At 64.4% G+C, this 18,157-nt stretch carries 15 protein-coding genes; 9 read left to right on the forward strand and 6 right to left on the reverse strand.

Going from position 1 to position 18,157, the window contains the following annotated elements; genetic code table 11:
• Window positions 1-59 precede the first annotated feature (59 nt).
• The 4 genes from PQR08_RS06540 to pyrF all read left to right on the forward strand — a co-directional run bounded on the left by PQR08_RS06540 (window position 60) and on the right by pyrF (window position 3,798).
• Window positions 60-848 (forward strand): SDR family NAD(P)-dependent oxidoreductase, encoded by a 789-nt coding sequence (locus PQR08_RS06540; protein ID WP_250484137.1) that lies wholly within the window; start codon window positions 60-62, stop codon window positions 846-848.
• Complete coding sequence (locus PQR08_RS06545; RefSeq protein ID WP_408161106.1) at window positions 839-1,726, forward strand: SMP-30/gluconolactonase/LRE family protein; 888 nt, start codon at window positions 839-841, stop codon at window positions 1,724-1,726. The genes PQR08_RS06540 and PQR08_RS06545 overlap by 10 nt, the downstream gene beginning before the upstream one ends.
• 89 nt (window positions 1,727-1,815) lie before the next feature.
• Window positions 1,816-2,919 (forward strand): aldose 1-epimerase, encoded by a 1,104-nt coding sequence (locus PQR08_RS06550; protein ID WP_250484135.1) that lies wholly within the window; start codon window positions 1,816-1,818, stop codon window positions 2,917-2,919.
• Window positions 2,920-2,985: 66 nt separating this feature from the next.
• Window positions 2,986-3,798 carry an orotidine-5'-phosphate decarboxylase gene (gene pyrF, locus PQR08_RS06555; RefSeq protein ID WP_408161107.1) on the forward strand — a complete coding sequence of 271 codons (813 nt, stop codon included), beginning with the start codon at window positions 2,986-2,988 and terminating at the stop codon, window positions 3,796-3,798.
• A gap of 9 nt (window positions 3,799-3,807) precedes the next feature.
• Here pyrF and PQR08_RS06560 read toward each other — a convergent pair whose 3' ends face one another.
• Genes PQR08_RS06560 through thiL form a run of 4 tightly spaced genes read right to left on the reverse strand, consistent with a single transcriptional unit; the run spans window position 3,808 to window position 9,207 of the window.
• Window positions 3,808-7,122: a DEAD/DEAH box helicase gene (locus PQR08_RS06560; RefSeq protein WP_408161108.1), complete on the reverse strand. Its 3,315-nt coding sequence runs from the start codon at window positions 7,120-7,122 to the stop codon at window positions 3,808-3,810.
• A 16-nt stretch (window positions 7,123-7,138) separates the two neighbouring features.
• Window positions 7,139-7,639 carry a CinA family protein gene (locus PQR08_RS06565; RefSeq protein WP_187606058.1) on the reverse strand — a complete coding sequence of 167 codons (501 nt, stop codon included), beginning with the start codon at window positions 7,637-7,639 and terminating at the stop codon, window positions 7,139-7,141.
• A gap of 25 nt (window positions 7,640-7,664) precedes the next feature.
• Window positions 7,665-8,210: a phosphatidylglycerophosphatase A family protein gene (locus PQR08_RS06570; protein WP_187606057.1), complete on the reverse strand. Its 546-nt coding sequence runs from the start codon at window positions 8,208-8,210 to the stop codon at window positions 7,665-7,667.
• The gene (thiL, locus tag PQR08_RS06575; protein WP_408161109.1) at window positions 8,200-9,207 is read right to left on the reverse strand and encodes a thiamine-phosphate kinase; all 1,008 of its coding nucleotides are present in this window, start codon (window positions 9,205-9,207) and stop codon (window positions 8,200-8,202) included. The genes PQR08_RS06570 and thiL overlap by 11 nt, the downstream gene beginning before the upstream one ends.
• Window positions 9,208-9,461: 254 nt before the next feature.
• On the opposite strand from thiL, the gene PQR08_RS06580 reads away from it, so the two are divergent.
• From PQR08_RS06580 to PQR08_RS06590, 3 genes are all read left to right on the forward strand, one after another.
• The gene (locus PQR08_RS06580; protein ID WP_187606055.1) at window positions 9,462-11,756 is read left to right on the forward strand and encodes an NADP-dependent malic enzyme; all 2,295 of its coding nucleotides are present in this window, start codon (window positions 9,462-9,464) and stop codon (window positions 11,754-11,756) included.
• Window positions 11,757-12,179: 423 nt separating this feature from the next.
• Window positions 12,180-12,662 (forward strand): guanyl-specific ribonuclease, encoded by a 483-nt coding sequence (locus PQR08_RS06585; protein ID WP_408161236.1) that lies wholly within the window; start codon window positions 12,180-12,182, stop codon window positions 12,660-12,662.
• Window positions 12,663-12,678: 16 nt separating this feature from the next.
• Window positions 12,679-13,242 (forward strand): barstar family protein, encoded by a 564-nt coding sequence (locus PQR08_RS06590; protein WP_187606053.1) that lies wholly within the window; start codon window positions 12,679-12,681, stop codon window positions 13,240-13,242.
• Between the two features lie 103 nt (window positions 13,243-13,345).
• Here the strand turns inward: PQR08_RS06590 and PQR08_RS06595 are convergent, their stop codons facing one another.
• Window positions 13,346-14,083, reverse strand: a complete 738-nt coding sequence (locus PQR08_RS06595; RefSeq protein WP_408161110.1) for a 16S rRNA (uracil(1498)-N(3))-methyltransferase — start codon at window positions 14,081-14,083, stop codon at window positions 13,346-13,348.
• Window positions 14,084-14,146: 63 nt separating this feature from the next.
• The gene (locus PQR08_RS06600; RefSeq protein ID WP_187606051.1) at window positions 14,147-14,560 is read right to left on the reverse strand and encodes a VOC family protein; all 414 of its coding nucleotides are present in this window, start codon (window positions 14,558-14,560) and stop codon (window positions 14,147-14,149) included.
• Window positions 14,561-15,022: 462 nt separating this feature from the next.
• On the opposite strand from PQR08_RS06600, the gene tkt reads away from it, so the two are divergent.
• Together tkt and gap are read left to right on the forward strand one after the other, a co-directional pair.
• Window positions 15,023-17,068: a transketolase gene (tkt, locus tag PQR08_RS06605; protein WP_408161111.1), complete on the forward strand. Its 2,046-nt coding sequence runs from the start codon at window positions 15,023-15,025 to the stop codon at window positions 17,066-17,068.
• 48 nt (window positions 17,069-17,116) lie between these two features.
• On the forward strand, window positions 17,117-18,127 hold the full coding sequence (gene gap / locus PQR08_RS06610; protein ID WP_035507658.1) for a type I glyceraldehyde-3-phosphate dehydrogenase: 1,011 nt from the start codon (window positions 17,117-17,119) through the stop codon (window positions 18,125-18,127).
• The last annotated feature ends 30 nt before the right edge of the window (window positions 18,128-18,157 follow it).

Genomic DNA, 18,157 nt, shown 5'->3' on the forward strand with positions numbered 1-18,157 from the left:
AAATAGACCGACACGAACGCAGGACTCCACAGAAGCGCAAGCAAAGAGACGAACCCCAAATGCCCCCCATCGACAAATCATTAGCAAGATACCCAAGCCTGGAAGGCAAAACAGTCCTGATAACGGGCGGCGCAACCGGCATCGGCGAGGGCTTCGTCGAACATTTCTTCGATCAGGGCGCGAAAGTCGCCTTCTTCGACATCGACACTGACGCGGGCGAAGCGCTGGCCGACCGCCTGGGCGCAGCCCTGACACCAAACCAGACCCGCCCGATGTTCCTGCGCGTCGATCTGACGGACATCGACGCCTTGCGAAAAGGCATCGCGGACGTCCGCGCAGCTTTCGGCCCAATCGGCGTGCTAGTCAACAACGCCGCCAACGACAAGCGCCATGCTATCGAGGACGTCACGCCCGAATCGTACGATGCAGCCATCGCGGTCAACATCCGCCATCAGTTCTTCGCAGCTCAGGCCGTGATCGAAGACATGAAGCACCTCGGCGGCGGCTCCATCATCAATCTCGGTTCGATCAGCTGGATGCTCAAGCAAGGCAACTTTCCCGTCTACACGACGTCGAAATCGGCGGTGCAGGGCATGACGCGCGGCCTCGCGCGCGATCTCGGCAAGTTCGGCATCCGCGTCAATACGCTCGTGCCGGGCTGGGTGATGACCGAGAAGCAAAAACGTCTGTGGCTCGACGACGCCGGCAAGGAAGCGATCAAGCAGGGCCAGTGCATCGGCGGGGAACTGCTGCCCGTGCATCTCGCGCGCGCAGCGCTCTTCCTCGCTTCGGACGACAGCAGCATGATGACGGCGCAAGACATCGTCGTCGACGGAGGATGGGCCTGATGAACTCGACTCGCGCGCAGCTTCTGATCGACAGCCAATGCTCGCTCGGCGAGGGCGCGACATGGTGCGCCGCAAGCGACACGTTCTGGTGGACCGATATCGAAGGCGAGAAGCTGTGGCGCTACGATCCGCGCGACGGCGCGAGCGAATCGTTCGCGATGCCCGAGCGGCTCGGCTGCTTCACGCCCTGCGCCGATGCGCGTTTTCTACTGCTCGGCCTCGCGTCGCGGCTCGCGTTCTACGAGATCGCGACGGGTAACATCGACACCTTCATGGAAGTCGAAGCCGATCTGCCGACGCGTCTCAACGATGGCCGCTGCGACCGCGAAGGGCGCTTCGTGTTCGGCACGAAGCACGATATCGACGATGCGCAGGCGATCGGCGGGTTTTATCGGCTGAACCGGGATCTGTCGCTGGAGCGCCTGCCGCTCGGCAATTGCGCGATTTCGAACAGCATCGGCTTTTCGCCCGACGGCGCGACGATGTACTACTGCGATTCGCCGACGCGCCAGATTCGCGTCTGCGACTATCCGACGTTCGCGAACGATCGCGTGTTCGTCGAACTGACGGATGCCACTGGCGTGCCCGACGGCTCGATCGTCGATGCCGATGGCGGTCTGTGGAACGCGCAGTGGGGCGGCGCGCGCGTCGTGCGCTATGGACCCGATGGCCGCGAGACCGCGCGCATCGATGTGCCGACCGCGCAGCCGAGTTGCGCCGCGTTCGGCGGCGCGGACTTCGGCACGCTGTTTATCACGAGCGCGCGCATCGGACTCGCCGATGACGCGCTGAAAAGCGATGCGCACGCAGGCGGCGTGTTCGTCGCGACACCCGGCGCGCGCGGCATCGCCGAAGCAGTATTTGCAGGCAAGGCGTAACGAAAAATAGCGAGGCGGCGCGCGACCGACGCGCCGCCCGGCACACCCCGGCCACGCCGGGTTCTTCGCCTCTCGATGGAGCACGAGTCATGGCTGTTGCGCGCACAGAGCAAAGACCGAATCCTGCATCGAAGTCCAAGGCACAGGCGAACGCACGGCGTTCGAGGCTCGCCGCCGCAACCGAACCACCGATCCGCCCCGGCCCCGGCACCGCGATGGTCGCAATGGGCGGCCGCGATGTCGATGGCTGCATCACGCTCGCCAACGCGCATCTGCGGCTCGAACTCGCGCCGTCGCTCGGCGGCGGGATCACGCGTTTCGACTGGCGCCATCAGGGCACGCTGGTGCCGATCTTCCGGCCGTGCGTCGATCCCGGTCCGGACACGGACCCGAATCAGCTCGCGTGCTATCCGCTTCTGCCGTACTCGAACCGTATCGGCAACGGGCACTTTCAGTTTTCGGGACGATCGATCGACGTGCCGTGCAACCGCGCCGGCGAACCGCTGCCGTTACATGGCGATGGCTGGCTCGGCGCGTGGGAAGTCGCGGAGGAAGCGTCCGCGCGCGTGCGTCTCACGCTCGATCGCAGCGACGGCAAGCCGTATGCCTTTCGCGCCTCACAGACTTACACGCTCGACGAAGCCACGCTCGCCGTGACGCTCGACGTGGAAAATACCGGCGACGAAGCGCTGCCGTTCGGCCTCGGGCTGCATCCATTCCTGATGCGCGAGGCGGACACGGAGTTGTCCGCGGCGGCGGGCGGCGTGTGGCTCTGCGGCGACGACTGGCTGCCGGTGCGCCACGTGCCCGCGCCGCCCGCGTGGCAATTCGGCGTTGCGTATCCGATGCCATCGGAGATGGTCAACAACGCGTTCACCGGCTGGAGCGGCCGCACGAGCGTGCTGTGGCCGAAGCGCCGCCTGTCGCTCACGATCGCCGCCGACACCGATTACTACGTGCTGTACGCGCCGCCCGGCGAGAGCTTTTTCTGCTTCGAGCCGGTCGATCATCCGATCAACGCGGTGAATCTGCCCGGCGGCGGCGAGGCACACGGGATGACCGTGCTCGAACCGGGCGAGCGGCTGTCGCGCGAGTTTCGGTTCACCGTCGAGCGCACCGGGGAAGCGGCGCGGCGCTCGAGGCCGCGCACGCGAGCCGGAGCCAAGGCGCGGGCGCGGGACGCTGCGCGCTGATCGCGAAAGGGAAGCGATGCCGCGCACGTTAAAATGCGTGGCATCGACGTTCAACGAAATCCCGCCATGTCCTTCATCCAGACCCTCAACGCCGCGTGGTCGCGGACGCAATCGCTTCTTTGCGTCGGCCTCGACCCGGAACCCGCCAAATTCCCTGGCGCCCTGAACGGACGCGCCGATGCGATCTTCGAGTTCTGCAAGACCATCGTCGATGCGACCGCGCCGTATGCGTCGTCGTTCAAGCCGCAGATCGCGTACTTCGCGGCACATCGCGCGGAAGATCAGCTCGAAGCGCTGATCGCGCATATCCACGAGAACCACGCCGGCATTCCGGTGATTCTGGACGCGAAGCGCGGCGACATCGGCAGCACGGCCGAGCAGTACGCGAAGGAAGCGTTCGAGCGCTACGACGCGGATGCCGTGACCGTCAATCCGTATATGGGCTTCGATTCGATCGAGCCGTATCTCGCGCATGAAGGCCGCGGCGTGATCGTGCTGTGCCGCACGTCGAATCCAGGCGGCTCGGATCTTCAATTCCTCACCACCGATGGCAAGCCGCTGTATCAGGTCGTCGCGACGCTCGCGGCGGAAAAGTGGAACGCGAGCGGCCAGCTCGGGCTGGTCGTCGGCGCGACGTTTCCGAAGGAAATCGAAACGGTGCGCGGGATCGTCGGCGATATGCCCTTGCTGATTCCGGGCATCGGCGCGCAAGGCGGCGATGTCGAGGCGACCGTGCGCGCGGGCCGCACCGCGAGCGGCGCGGGCATGCTGATCAACTCGTCGCGCGCGATCATCTACGCAGGCAAGGGCGACGACTTCGCGCAAGCCGCCGCCGAAGGGGCGAAGAAGACACGCGACACGATCAACGCCTACCGCTGAGCGCGCGGTTCAGGCATCGGGAATCGGCGCGAGCAGCGCGTCGATGTCCTCGGCGGAAAACTTCTCCACGGCGCGCGCGTCCTCGGACAGGATGCCCGCCGCGAGCGCTGCCTTGCGCTCCTGCATCGACAGTATCTTTTCTTCGATGCTGCCGGTCGCGACGAGCTTGTACACGAACACCGGCTTGTCCTGCCCGATGCGATGCGCGCGATCCGTCGCCTGATTCTCGGCGGCGGGATTCCACCACGGATCGTAGTGGATGACGGTATCGGCGGCGGTCAGGTTCAGTCCGACGCCGCCTGCCTTCAGGCTGATCAGGAAAATCGGCGCCTCGCCCGCCTGAAAGCGCTGCACGGGCGTCTTGCGATCGGCGGTCTCGCCGGTCAGCGTGACGTACGTGAGCCCGGCTTCATCGAGCGCCGTGGCGATGATCGCGAGCATGCCCGTGAATTGCGAGAACACGAGCACGCGCCGGCCTTCCTCGATGAGATTCGGCAGCATCTCGAGCAACAGCGCGAGCTTGGCCGATTCCTGCGTCTTCTTCGCGCCCGGCAGCTTGACGAGCGACGGATCGCAGCACACTTGCCGCAGTTTCAGGAGCGCGTCGAGCATCAGGATATGGCTGCGCGCGAAACCCTGCTTCTCGATGGCGTCCCGCACTTTCTTCTGCATCGCCGCGCGCACGATCTCGTAGAGATCGCGCTGCGCGCCTTCCAGTTCGACGCTGCGCACGATCGTGGTCTTCGGCGGCAGTTCGGTGGCGACATCGTCCTTGCGGCGACGAAGTACGAAGGGGCGAATCCGGCGCGCGAGCAGGTCGCGGCGCGTCGGGTCGTTGTACTTCTCGATCGGTTTGCGCCAGCGGGCCGCGAAGTCCTTTTGCGTGCCGAGAAAACCGGGCAGCAGGAAATCGAATTGCGACCAGAGCTCGCCCAGATGATTTTCGAGCGGCGTGCCGGTAAGACACAGGCGATGCCGCGCGCGCAATGTGCGGATCACGCCCGCCGCCTTGCTCGAAGCGTTCTTCACGTACTGCGCTTCGTCGAGTATCAACAGGTGATAGTCGTGCGCGGACAGCGCCTCGTGATCGCGCCACACGAGCGGATACGTCGTGACGATGAGATCGTGCTCCGCGATGCCCGCGAAGCGTTCGTGCCGCTGCGGCCCATGCAGATCGAGCACTTTGAGTCCGGGCGCGAAACGCCGCGCTTCTTCTTGCCAGTTGTTGACGAGCGTGGTCGGGACGACGATCAGCGCCGGCTGCGTAAGCCGGCCGGCTTCCTTTTCGACGAGGATATGCGCGAGCGTCTGCACCGTCTTGCCGAGGCCCATGTCGTCGGCGAGCACGCCGGCGAGTTCGTGCTCGCGCAGGAACTGCATCCAGTCGACGCCCTCGCGCTGATAATCGCGCAGCGTCGCTTGCAGGCCGCGCGGCACGTCGATCCGGCGCGGGCCAGCGGCTTTGCGCAGCCGTTGCACGAGTCCGACCATCGATGCGTCGCCGTCGAATTGCCAGCGCACTTTTTCATCGGCGTCGGTGAGACGGCCGGCTTCGAGCGCCGAGATACGCAACGGCGTATCCGCGTTGAAGTCGGCGCGGTCGAACAGATCGATCAGCGCGCGCACGAGCGGCTTGATCCGCGCGGCGCGCACGCTGAAGCGCCTGCCCGCGTGCGTGCGGAATTCGACGGCATGCGCATCGTCGATCTTGTCGATCGCGCCGCCGAGCCAGCGGCGGTCGCGGGCGAAGAGTTCCGCGAGAAGCGGTTCGAGCCGAACGCGTTCCGCCTCGACCATGATGCCCAGTTCGAGATCGAACCAGCCGTTCTCGGCGGCGCGCGCGGCCGCCTCGATCTCGTCGATCTCGACGACATCGAAACGCGAATTCGGCACGATGACGACGCGCCAGCCCGCCTTGCGCATCGCAGGCAACTGTTCAGCGACAAACGCGGTCCATGCGTCGCGCGCGGGCATGATGAAGCCGCCAGCGTCGGGCGAATCGTCGTGAAGGTCTTGCACGCCACCAATGGACTTCAGCCCGGCCTTGGCCAGACGATTCCAGCACGCGTTCTCGAAATCGTCCCGGCGCGCGACGTGAACGCGCTGGCCGTCCGGCAGCCTCAGGATCGTCTCGGAACTGTCCGCCGAAATCGTGATGCCGTCGTAGTCGAAATCCAGTCGGGCGATGTCGAGTTCCGCCGGCGGCGCGTTCAGCTTGCGAGGCGCGTCGAGCAGAAGCGTGTCGAGCGTGAGCACGGGCACCGGCGCGACGTCGATCATGCGGGTTCCCGTGTCGCCGTCGCCGGGCGGCGCGGGCAGCTCAGGTGCGAATTCGGCGAGGGTCGCGCGCACGATGTTCGCTTCCTCGAGCGTCAGCATCGGCATCGCCATATAGTCGGCGAGCAGTTCATCGGGAATCTGCGTTTCGACGATTCCGCTTTCCTTCGCGATGCCGTCGAAATACCACGGCGGTTCGGTCGGCAGCACGATGCCGCCTTCCGGCTCGGTTTCGAGCGCCGCGAAAATCATGTCGTCGTGGCGCGGAATCCATTCGACGGTCCCGCGGCGGCGCGCGCCTTCGCGCAAGGGCTGTTTCAACTGCAGGGCATTCGCGTTCGGCTCGAAGTAGAGACGGCCCGTCGCGAGCATCATCTGCCAGACCACCGCGCCGCGCTTCCCGAGTAGTTCGTAGCAGTTGCTCGAAAAGCCGCGCTCGGTTCTGAGCGCGCGAATGATCGCTTCGTCTTCCGCGTTCACGAATTTCGGCGGGCTTTTCCAGGCGGCGTAGTTCGGGTACCAGTTTTCTGTCGCGCGAATCTCACCATTGACGTTGAGCCGCGCCTTGAGCGTCACCAGTTCGAAACCGAAGCTACCGCGCAGGGACGGCACGAGCGCGTAGACAATCTGATACACCGCGCCGGTTGCGGGCCGCGCCGCTTTCGCCTGCGCCAGCCGCGTCGCCTCGACCTTGGCGCGAACGCCCGACAGCCACCGCTCGACGCCCGGACTCAAGCCGCTTCGCTCAGCGGCTTCCTTTCGCTCCAGCCAGGCGAGCAACGTCGCCGCGATATGCTTGCACTCGTATCCGACCGGGCAGGAGCAGTAGCCGTACGGCCGGCTCTTCCTCAATTCGATCTCTACCTGGTACGGCTCCGGTTGCGTCCCCTGTACTTCCGCTTGCAGGACGTTCCCCATCAAGACGATATCGCCGACATCGCGGACATAGCCGAGCGCCTTGCCGATGGTCTTCGGGCCCATCCAGCGGGCCACCTGATCTCTGGTGTATGTGGCCGGATCGGCCATCTCGCTGTTTGATTCTGTCATGCGATGTCGCTGCGTTTCACCGTTCGTTCCGATCCAGAAACTCCAGCAGCTTGCGCAGCGCATGCGCCGCCGCCTGCGCGCGCACCTGTTCGCGATCGCCCTTGAACAGTTGCGTTTCGACGCCGGTGTCCAGCCGGTTGCTCCACGCGAACGACACCGTGCCCACCGGCTTCGCTTCGCTTCCTCCCGCCGGACCCGCGACGCCGGTGATCGCGACCGACACCTGCGCGCGGCTGTTGCGCAGCGCGCCTTCGGCCATCGCTTTCGCGACGGGCTCGCTCACCGCGCCGTGCTGCTCGATCAACGCGGCCGGCACGCCGATCATCTCGACCTTCGCGAGATTCGAATAGGTGACGAAGCCGCGCTCGAACCACGCGCTGCTGCCGGAAATATCGGTGATGGCGGTCGCGACCATGCCGCCCGTGCACGACTCGGCGGTGGCGAGCATCAGCCGTTCGTCGCGCAGCTTGTTGCCGACGCGAATCGCAAGTTGGTGAACGACGGTGTCGGTTGGCATGGCGTCTTCTCGAAAAATTGAAATATCAGGCGGTCATGCGCCAGAGCGCGATCACGAGCAGCGTGAAGAACGCCGCGACGAGGTCATCGAACATGATGCCGAAACCGCCTTTCAAATGGCGATCGAAATAGCGGATGGGCGGCGGCTTCACCATGTCGAAGAAACGGAACACGATGAACGCCCACAACTGACCGGTGAAGGTCGCGGGCGTGACGAGCAGCAGCACGAGCCAGAACGCGACAATCTCATCCCACACCACCGGCGACGGGTCCGCGATCCCCATCTTCTTCGCGGTGAAGCCGGTGAACCAGCATCCGGCAATGAAACCGGCGACGATCAGCGCGCCCCACTCGGCGACCGTCAGATGCGGATTGAACACGACGAACGACACCCACGCGAACAGCGTGCCGACCGTGCCGGGCGCGATGGGAGACAGGCCGCTGCCGAAGCCGAGCGAAAGAATATGAAGCGGATGGGTGAGCATGAAGCGCGCGCTCGCCTTGCGCGGCGCGGCGCGCGGCGGGTTGCGCGAATCGTTCGATTCGCCCGCGAGTGTCGGGTCAGTCTGCATGAAAATGATCGAAGCCTTGCAACGTCAGAGAGAGCGGGGCGCCCGAGGCATCGCGCCAGGCGATAGACGCGATACCCGGCGCACCGGATGATTCGATTGTACCGATGCGGGTCAGCGGCACTTTCACGCTCGTCGCGATATTCGCGAGCGTGTCGCGCGCATCGGCGGGCGCGGTGAAGCAGAGCTCGTAGTCGTCGCCGCCCGCGAGCGTGCAGGCGCGGCGCGCGGCGTCGGGCAGCGCGCGCACGGCGTCCGAGCACGGCACGGCATCGGCATCGACGACGGCGCGAACGCCCGAGCGCTTCAGGATGTGCATGAGATCGCCGGCGAGGCCATCGGAGATATCGAGCGCCGCGTGCGCCACGCCGCGCAACGCGAGGCCCAGCGCGACGCGCGGCTCGGGCCGCTCCAGCGCGCGCTTCCAGTTCGCGGCGGCGTCGTCGTCGGGCGCGCGCCATTCGCCGCGTATCGCGCCGAGTCCCGCGCGCGCATCGCCCAATGTGCCCGATACCCAGATGTCGTCGCCGGGCCGTGCGGCGTCGCGGCGCAATGCCGCGCCATGTGGCACGTCGCCGAACACAGTGATGCAGAGGTTGAGCGGGCCGCTCGTCGTATCGCCGCCGATGAGCGCGCAATCGTGACGCTCCGCGAGCGCGAAGAGGCCGTTGCTGAACGCTTCGAGCCATGCTTCATCGGCGCGCGGCAACGCGAGCGCGAGCGTGAACGCGTGCGGCTTCGCGCCCATCGCGGCGAGGTCCGACAGATTCACCGCGAGCGCCTTGTGGCCGAGCGCGTATGGATCGACATCGGCGAAGAAGTGGCGGCCTTCGACCAGCATGTCCGTCGAAATGGCGAGCTGATGGCCGGCGGGCGGCGCGATGAGCGCGCAGTCGTCGCCGATGCCGAGCGGCGTCGCGGCCTCGTCGTCATGACGTGGCGAGGGCGCCGTCGCGCGGCGTGCGAAGAATCGGTCGATCAGTGAAAACTCGGAGAGCATCGTCGGCGATGGATAGGTTTTTTGTGCGCTGCAAGAGAAAAGCGCGGGACGTGCAGGAAAGCCCGAAAGCCTCCGTCCCGCATCTCGAAAAAATCGAACGATGTGCCGCGAGCCTTGCCCCACGAGGCGATCAGACCTTTTCCGGTCATGGCACTTGTAGCCGAAATGCATGGAGCGCGGTCCGAAACCGTCTCTGAATGGCGCTACAATGCGTTCGAACTTCCATTCTAAATCCCGCACTGCTAGCCCGCCTTATGACGACTGACGCCAATACCAAGTTGCGCGAAGCTGCACTCGACTATCACGAATTCCCGGTCCCCGGAAAGATCGCGATCGCGCCCACCAAGCAGATGATCAACCAGCGCGACCTCGCGCTGGCCTATTCGCCGGGCGTCGCGTTCGCGTGTGAAGCGATCGTTGAAGATCCGCTGAACGCCGCGCGTTTCACCGCGCGCAGTAACCTCGTGGGCGTCGTGTCGAACGGCACGGCCGTGCTGGGTCTCGGCAACATCGGGCCGCTCGCGTCGAAGCCGGTGATGGAAGGCAAAGCCGTGCTCTTCAAGAAGTTCGCGGGCATCGACGTGTTCGATATCGAGCTGAACGAAAGCGATCCGCACAAGCTCGTCGATGTGATCGCCGCGCTCGAACCGACCTTCGGCGGCATCAATCTGGAAGACATCAAGGCGCCGGACTGCTTCATCGTCGAGCGGGAATGCCGCAAGCGCATGAAGATTCCCGTGTTCCACGACGACCAGCACGGCACCGCGATCGTCGTCGCAGCGGCGGTCACCAATGGTCTGAAGGTGGTCGGCAAGAACATCGGCGAAGTGAAGCTCGTCGCCTCGGGCGCGGGCGCGGCGGCGCTGGCCTGCCTGAATCTGCTCGTCGATCTCGGCATGAAGCGCGAGAACATCTACGTGACGGATCTCGCCGGCGTGGTCTACAAGGGCCGTGCCGAACTCATGGATCCGGACAAGGAACTGTTCGCCCGCGAAACCAGCGCGCGCACGCTCGCCGAAGTGATGGAAGGCGCGGACGTGTTCCTCGGTCTCTCGGCTGGCGGCGTGCTCAAGCAGGACATGGTCAAGCAGATGGCCGCGAAGCCGCTGATTCTCGCGCTCGCGAATCCGACGCCTGAAATCCTGCCGGAGCTTGCGCTCGAAGTTCGGCCGGACGCGGTGCTGGCCACCGGCCGCACGGATTATCCGAACCAGGTCAACAACGTGCTGTGCTTCCCGTTCATCTTCCGCGGCGCGCTCGATGTCGGCGCGACCGTGATCACGAAGGAAATGGAAATCGCGGCGGTGAACGCGATCGCGGAGCTCGCGCGTCAGGAGCAGAGCGATATCGTCGCGACCGCTTATGGCATTCAGGATTTGTCGTTCGGTCCGGAATATTTGATTCCGAAGCCTTTCGATCCGCGCCTCATCGTGAAGATCGCGCCGGCGGTGGCGAAGGCCGCGATGGATTGCGGCGTGGCGACGCGTCCCATCGAGGACATGGAAGCCTACGAGCAGCATCTGCAGCAGTTCGTCTATCACAGCGGCACGACGATGAAGCCCGTGTTCCAGCTCGCGCGCAGCGTGGAGTCGGAGAAGAAGCGCATCGTGTTCGCGGAAGGCGAGGAGGAGCGCGTGCTGCGCGCGGTGCAGATCGCCGTCGATGAAAAGATCGCCAAGCCGATACTCATCGGCCGGCCGGCGGTCATCGAGCAGCGCATCCAGAAGTTCGGGCTGCGTCTTGCGCCGGGCGTCGATTTCTCGGTCGTCGATACGGATCACGACGAGCGTTACCGCGACTTCTGGCAGTCGTACGCGAAGATGATGGCGCGAAAGGGCATCAGCCAGCAGATGGCGAAGCTCGAAATGCGCCGCCGCACGACGCTCATCGGCGCGATGCTGGTGCAAAAGGGCGAAGCCGACGGCATGATCTGCGGCACGGTGAGCACGACGCATCGCCATCTGCACTTCATCGATCAGGTCATCGGCAAGAAGGAAGGCGCGAAGGTCTACGCGGCGATGAACGCGCTGGTGTTGCCGGGCCGCCAGATTTTCCTGGTCGACACGCACGTGAACGTCGATCCGACGCCCGAGCAGCTCGCCGAAATCACGATGCTTGCGGCGGAAGAAGTGAAGCGCTTCGGCATCGTGCCGAAGATCGCGCTGTTGTCGCATTCGAACTTCGGCACGAGCAACGCGCCGACCGCGCAGAAGATGCGCGACGTGCTCGCGATCCTGAAGGAGCGCGCGCCCGATCTGGATGTCGATGGTGAAATGCACGGCGACGTCGCGCTCGATGCGCGGCTGCGTAAGGAAGTGCTGCCCGAATCGACGCTCGAAGGCGACGCGAACCTGCTGATCCTGCCGAACATCGACGCGGCGAACATCTCGTACAACCTGCTGAAGACGGCGGCGGGAAGCGGCATCGCGATCGGGCCGATCCTGCTCGGCGCGGCGAAGCCGGTTCACGTGCTGACGTCGTCGGCGACCGTGCGGCGGATCGTCAATATGACGGCGTTGCTGGTGGCGGATGCTTCGGCGGCGCGCTGATCGGGGCTTGGGTAAGAGATGAAACGCGGCGGGCTTGCCCGCCGCGTTTTTTTTGTCTGGGCGAAAAAGAAGCGTGCCGTGTGTCCACGGCACGCCCGAGAAAAAGCAAAAGGGGGCATCTGCTTTAACCCGCGAAACGCAGGATCGTCGGCGGAGCGCAATGCCGTGAAGCTGGCGATGAGTGAGGCGGCTCATCCAGAGGCTTCAAGATCCCACGAGCAAATTATTATCCTGTTTAAGATAAAAATCTCTCAGATTTGGGCTAAATTGTCGGATAGCAGGTCGACCGGAAATGGCAGCCTTCCGCCAAACTGAGAAAAAAATTCCGATTTTCCGCCCAACGTTGCTTCGCCCTGTCATTAGCGATACCCTTACATCTTTCATGGTCGCCGGATTCTGGTGCAACGCGAGGGCAGCCGTTTGGTGACACGCGCGCGAGGACTCTCCTTTTTCGTCGCTCTGAGCGTCCTTTTGGGCGCGTGCGGCAAGGATGAACCTCGAAGCGGCGGTCAGGAACCGGTTGCGTCCACGAGTGCGGCGCCGGTTTCGCCGGCAGAGGCGGTCCGGGAGGCGCAGGTACGGCAACCGGACGCGACCGGCGAGCGCAAGCGTGACGGACTGGCCACCGTCCAGATTGCGCAGTTGCCGAGGCAGGCGGTCGCGACCTTGCGGCTGATCGAAACGAGTGGCCCATTCCCTTACGAGAAGGACGGCGTCGTGTTCGGCAATCGCGAGCGTTTGCTTCCGCGGCATCCACGCGGCTACTACCACGAATACACGGTTCCCACGCCTCGCGCGAGGGATCGCGGCGCGCGCCGGATCGTGTGCGGCGGCCCGAAGAAGCAGGTCGATGACTGCTACTACACAGACGACCACTACGCCACTTTCAAACGGATTGCGGATTAACTACAGGATTTACGGCATGAGCGACAACATCTACGCGCACGACCACAGCGTCGCGAGTGATCTTTTCGCCACCGGCGATGGCAACCTGTTTCAGCGAGTACTGCGGCTACGCATGACAGAACACGACAACAGACCGGACGACGAGACAAGGCCTGAGGAGGGCCATCCGCACGAGGATCCGGAAACGATGTTCGCCACGGTGAGGCCGAATATCGTTCAGTCGATTCGCGCGTTCCGCGTGCAGGATCTCGCGGACGAGGCGAACCGCCTCGGCCAGCATTTCCTCTACGCGTATCTCGGGCAGGCTCAGAGCAAGCAGGAAGTGCTGGAGACTATCGCCACGTCGTTTCTGTTTCCGAAGCACTTTGGCAAGAACTACGACGCGCTCTACGATTCCCTCACCGATCTCGTCCACAAGGCGGGCTCGCAACCGGGTTTCGTGATCGTGCTCGAACAACTGCCTATCGCGCAGAAGTTCGATAAGGAAGGCCGCGAAGTCCTGCTCGACGTCTTCCGCGACGCGGCGGAATTCTGGGCCGAACGGAAAGTGGCTTTCCGCGTGTTCTACTCGTTCGTCTGATCAGCGCGGCCGGCGCGAGCGCGCTGGTCGAGACAAGCAACAGCCCGATGGACGCGGCGACGCGCGTCCATCGGGCTGTTTTCGTTTGTGTGCGCCGGGCGGATCACCATCCGCCCCAACGCGCGGCCAGCGCCGCGAGCACCGCGATGCCCGCCGTTTCCGTGCGCAGAACGCGCGGGCCGAGTCCGAGCGCGGAAAATCCCGCATCGATGATCGCGCTTTCTTCACCGGGCGAGAAACCCGCTTCCGGTCCGATCAGTAACGTGACGGGGCCGCGCGGCGCATCGGCCGGCAGCGAGGCGAAGCTCACGTCGGCGCGCGGCGAGAGCAGCAGGCGCAGTTCGCCATCGATGGCGGCGGGGAGATCGGCGAGCCAGGCGTGGAGATCGCGTGGCGGCGCGACATCGGGCACGCGGTTGCGTCCGCACTGCTCGCACGCCGCGCGCGTAAGCGCCTGCCAGTGAGCCTGGCGCTTGAGCGCGCGCTCGCCGGAAAGGCGCACGACACCGCGTTCGGCCGTGATCGGCGCGATGGCCGCCACGCCCAGTTCCACCGCCTTCTCGATGAGCCAGTCCATCTTGTCGCCGCCTGCGATACCTTGCGCGAGCGTCAGGCGATACGGCGGCTCAGCTTCGCGATCGCTGTGTTCGTCGATGCGCGCGGTCGCGGCGCGCTTCGCGATATCGATCAGCTCGCCGCGATATTCACCGCCGCGGCCGTCGAAGAGCGTGACCGGATCGCCGGTTTGCAGGCGCAGCACCTGCACGTGACGCACGACGTCATCGGGAAGAGAGAGGATTTGGCCCACGAAGAGCGGACCGTCGACATGAAAACGTTGCATGAATGGTCGATCGCGAACGTTCTGTCCGCGGATAGTGGTGACGCCTGCCGGCGACGTGGCGCTTCAGCGCAGATGCCGCGCGATCGCCCAGCGATAGCCGTCCGGGTCTTCGATCTGGGCGAAACGGTCGCCCCAGAACTGATCCTGCGGCTCGATGAGCGGCTTCGCGCCGACGGCGAGCGCCTGCTGAAAAGTGGCGTCGACGTCATCGACATAAAGATAGAACGACTGCGGCGCCATCTGCCCCGAGCTCTTTGGCGTGCGCGCCTGCGAACCGTATGCGCCTTCGGGCGCGAACATCACGATCAACTGCCCGCGATACGTCATCTCGACATGGATGACAGTGCCGTCGTCGTTCACGCTGTCGCGCACCGCGAAGCCGAGCGCCTTCTCGTAGAACGCGATGCTCAGGCGTGCGTCGCGCACGGTGAGATACGGAGTCAGCCAGGGGACGTCGGCGGGGCGAGGGTCGGTCATCGAAAGCACTCCTTGAAGCCTTGCTGCACATGGGAAACATTTTGCCATGAAGCCGTACGAACAATGGAGCGGCAGGCAACTTGCACAAAGTCGGCGCGCTGGACGGATTTCGCCGGATGAACGTCCGTTGGCGGCGCGCGTTACCGTGTAATGTCACGCGTTGTCACGATGTCGTGACACTGTGGTTTCGCTTGCGACGCACGCGACGCGCAGCGGTTCCCCGCAAATCGCCGACGGTGTTTTGCACGGAACATGCCAGCGCGCCGGGACGTCCGGCCGCACCGGACTCGCGCCTTACAGGCGCGTGTCAATCGGACCGGTCTGTTAGAATGACGGCCTCCCGATCCTCGTCGTTTCTCGTCGTTCCGGTCCTGAAAACGTTGTGTCCTGCGGGTCCGGCTCGTGTGAGAAGTACTGCCAGAGAAGCACCGCGGATCATTTCAGGACCTGCCCAGACTCGACATGACGCTCCCGACCTCCAGCCAGACCGCCCTCATGGCCAACGCAATCCGTGCGCTCGCCATGGACGCCGTTCAACAAGCCAATTCCGGTCACCCCGGCATGCCGATGGGCATGGCCGAAATCGGCGTCGCGCTGTGGTCGCGCCATCTGAAGCACAACCCGACGAACCCGCACTGGTTCGATCGCGACCGTTTCGTTCTGTCGAACGGTCACGGTTCGATGCTGCTGTATTCGCTCCTGCACCTCACCGGCTACGACCTGCCGCTCGCCGAACTGAAGAACTTCCGCCAGTTGCATTCGAAGACGCCGGGCCATCCGGAATACGGCATGACGGCCGGCGTCGAGACGACCACCGGCCCGCTCGGCCAGGGCGTCGGCAATGCGGTCGGCATGGCGCTCGCCGAAGCGCTGCTCGCCGCTGAATTCAACAAGGCTGACGCGAAGATCGTCGACCATTACACATACGTGTTCCTCGGCGACGGCTGCCTGATGGAAGGCATCTCGCACGAAGCCTGCTCGCTCGCGGGCACGCTCAAGCTGAACAAGCTGATCGCGCTTTACGACGACAACGGCATCTCGATCGACGGTCACGTCGAGCACTGGTTCCACGACGACACGCCGAAGCGCTTCGAAGCCTACGGCTGGAACGTGATCCGCGCGGTGGACGGTCACAACGTCGATGCGGTCGATGCCGCCATCGCTAGCGCGAAGAAGTCGGACAAGCCCACTTTGGTCTGCTGCCGCACGGTCATCGGCAAGGGCGCGCCGACGAAGGCGGGCGGCCACGACGCGCACGGCGCGCCGCTCGGCGACAAGGAAATCGCGGCGACGCGCGCGGCCATCGGCTGGAACTATGGTCCGTTCGAAATTCCGCAGGAAGTGTATGCGGCGTGGGACGCGAAGGAACAGGGCACGCACGCCGAAGCCGAGTGGAACAAGGCATTCGACGCATACAAGGCGAAGTACGCCGGCGAAGGCGCCGAATTCGCGCGCCGCATGACCGGTGAACTGCCGGCGAACTGGGCGGAAGCGGCCGCTAAGATCATCGAGGATGCGAACCAGAAGGGCGAAACGGTCGCGACTCGCAAGGCGTCGCAGAACACGATCGAAGGTCTCGCGGCAGCGCTGCCGGAACTGCTCGGCGGCTCGGCCGACCTGACCGGCTCGAACCTCACCAACTGGAAGGCTTCCAAAGCGGTGCGTGCCGCAGGAGACGCGGAAAACGCGAATCCTTCGGGCATCCAGTGGGGCAATCACATCAATTACGGCGTGCGCGAGTTCGGCATGAGCGCGGCCATCAACGGCATCGCGCTGCATGGCGGCTATCGTCCGTTCGGCGGCACGTTCCTGACGTTCTCGGACTACAGCCGCAATGCGCTGCGCGTCGCCGCGCTGATGAAGTCGCGCTCGATCTTCGTGTACACGCACGATTCCATAGGCCTCGGCGAAGACGGTCCGACGCATCAGTCGATCGAGCACGTGTCCAGCCTGCGCCTGATCCCGAATCTGCAGACGTGGCGCCCGGCCGATACGGTCGAAACGGCCGTCGCGTGGACGCATGCAATCGCGCATCACGGTCCGTCGACGCTGATTTTCAGCCGCCAGAACCTGCAATTCTCGACGCGCAACGACATTCAGATCGCCAACATCGCGAAGGGCGGCTACGTACTGCGCGACTGGAACGACGATATCCCCGCGCGCAAGATCATCCTCATCGCGACCGGCTCGGAAGTGCAGCTCGCGATGGAAACGGTCGAGGCGCTGGCGAAGGAAGGCATCGGCGCGCGCATCGTATCGATGCCCTGCACAAACGTGTTCGACAAGCAGGACGCCGAATACCGCGAGCGCGTGCTGCCGAAGGGCGTGGCGCGCGTGGCGATCGAGGCGGGCGTGACGGATTTCTGGCGCAAGTACGTGGGCCTCGAAGGTGGCGTGGTCGGCATCGACACGTTCGGCGAGTCGGCCCCGGCGGGTGCGCTGTTCAAACATTTCGGCTTCACGGTGGAGAACGTGGTCAAGACGGCAAAGGCCGTTCTCGCCGCGTAAGCATCGATCTCAGCGAAGCAAGGTTTTTTTAAGCCAAGGAGATAGACCATGACGATTCGCGTTGCAATCAACGGCTACGGCCGTATCGGCCGCAACACGCTGCGCGCCCTCTATGAGAACGGCAAGAAGCATGACATCGAGATCGTCGCCATCAACGACTTGGGCGATGCCAAGACCAACGCGCACCTGACGCAATACGACACGGCGCACGGCAAGTTCCCGGGCGAAGTGTCGGTGGACGGCGATTACCTCGTCGTCAATGGCGACAAGATCCGCGTGCTGGCGAACCGCAACCCGGCGGAACTGCCGTGGGGCGAGCTGAAGGTCGACGTGGTGATGGAGTGCACGGGCTTCTTCACGACGAAGGAGAAGGCGAGCGCGCACATCAAGGGCGGCGCGAAGAAGGTCATCATCTCGGCGCCGGGCGGCAAGGATGTGGACGCGACCATCGTGTACGGCGTGAACCACAACGTGCTGAAGGCTTCCGATACGGTCATCTCGAACGCATCGTGCACGACGAACTGCTTGGCTCCCTTGGTCAAGCCGCTGAACGACAAGATCGGTCTGGTGAATGGCCTGATGACCACGATCCACGCCTACACGAACGATCAGGTTCTGACGGACGTGTATCACGAAGACCTGCGCCGCGCGCGCTCGGCCACGCATAGCCAGATTCCGACGAAGACGGGCGCGGCTTCCGCGGTCGGCCTCGTGCTGCCGGAATTGAACGGCAAGCTGGATGGCTACGCGATCCGCGTTCCGACGATCAACGTGTCGGTGGTCGATCTGTCGTTCATCGCCGCGCGCGACACGACGGTCGAGGAAGTCAACAAGATCATGAAGGAAGCGTCGGAAGGCGCGCTGAAGGGCGTGCTCGGCTACAACGATGCGCCGCTCGTGTCGATCGACTACAACCACAACCCGGCTTCGTCGACGTTCGACTCCACGCTCACGAAGGTCTCGGGCCGTCTCGTGAAGGTGTCGAGCTGGTACGACAACGAGTGGGGCTTCTCGAACCGCATGCTGGATACGGCTGTCGCGCTCGCCAACGCCAAGTAAGGCGACGCAGGTTTCAGCCCGCTGAAACGA

The sequence above is a fragment of the Caballeronia jiangsuensis genome (assembly GCF_046030135.1).
Lineage (GTDB): Bacteria > Pseudomonadota > Gammaproteobacteria > Burkholderiales > Burkholderiaceae > Caballeronia > Caballeronia jiangsuensis.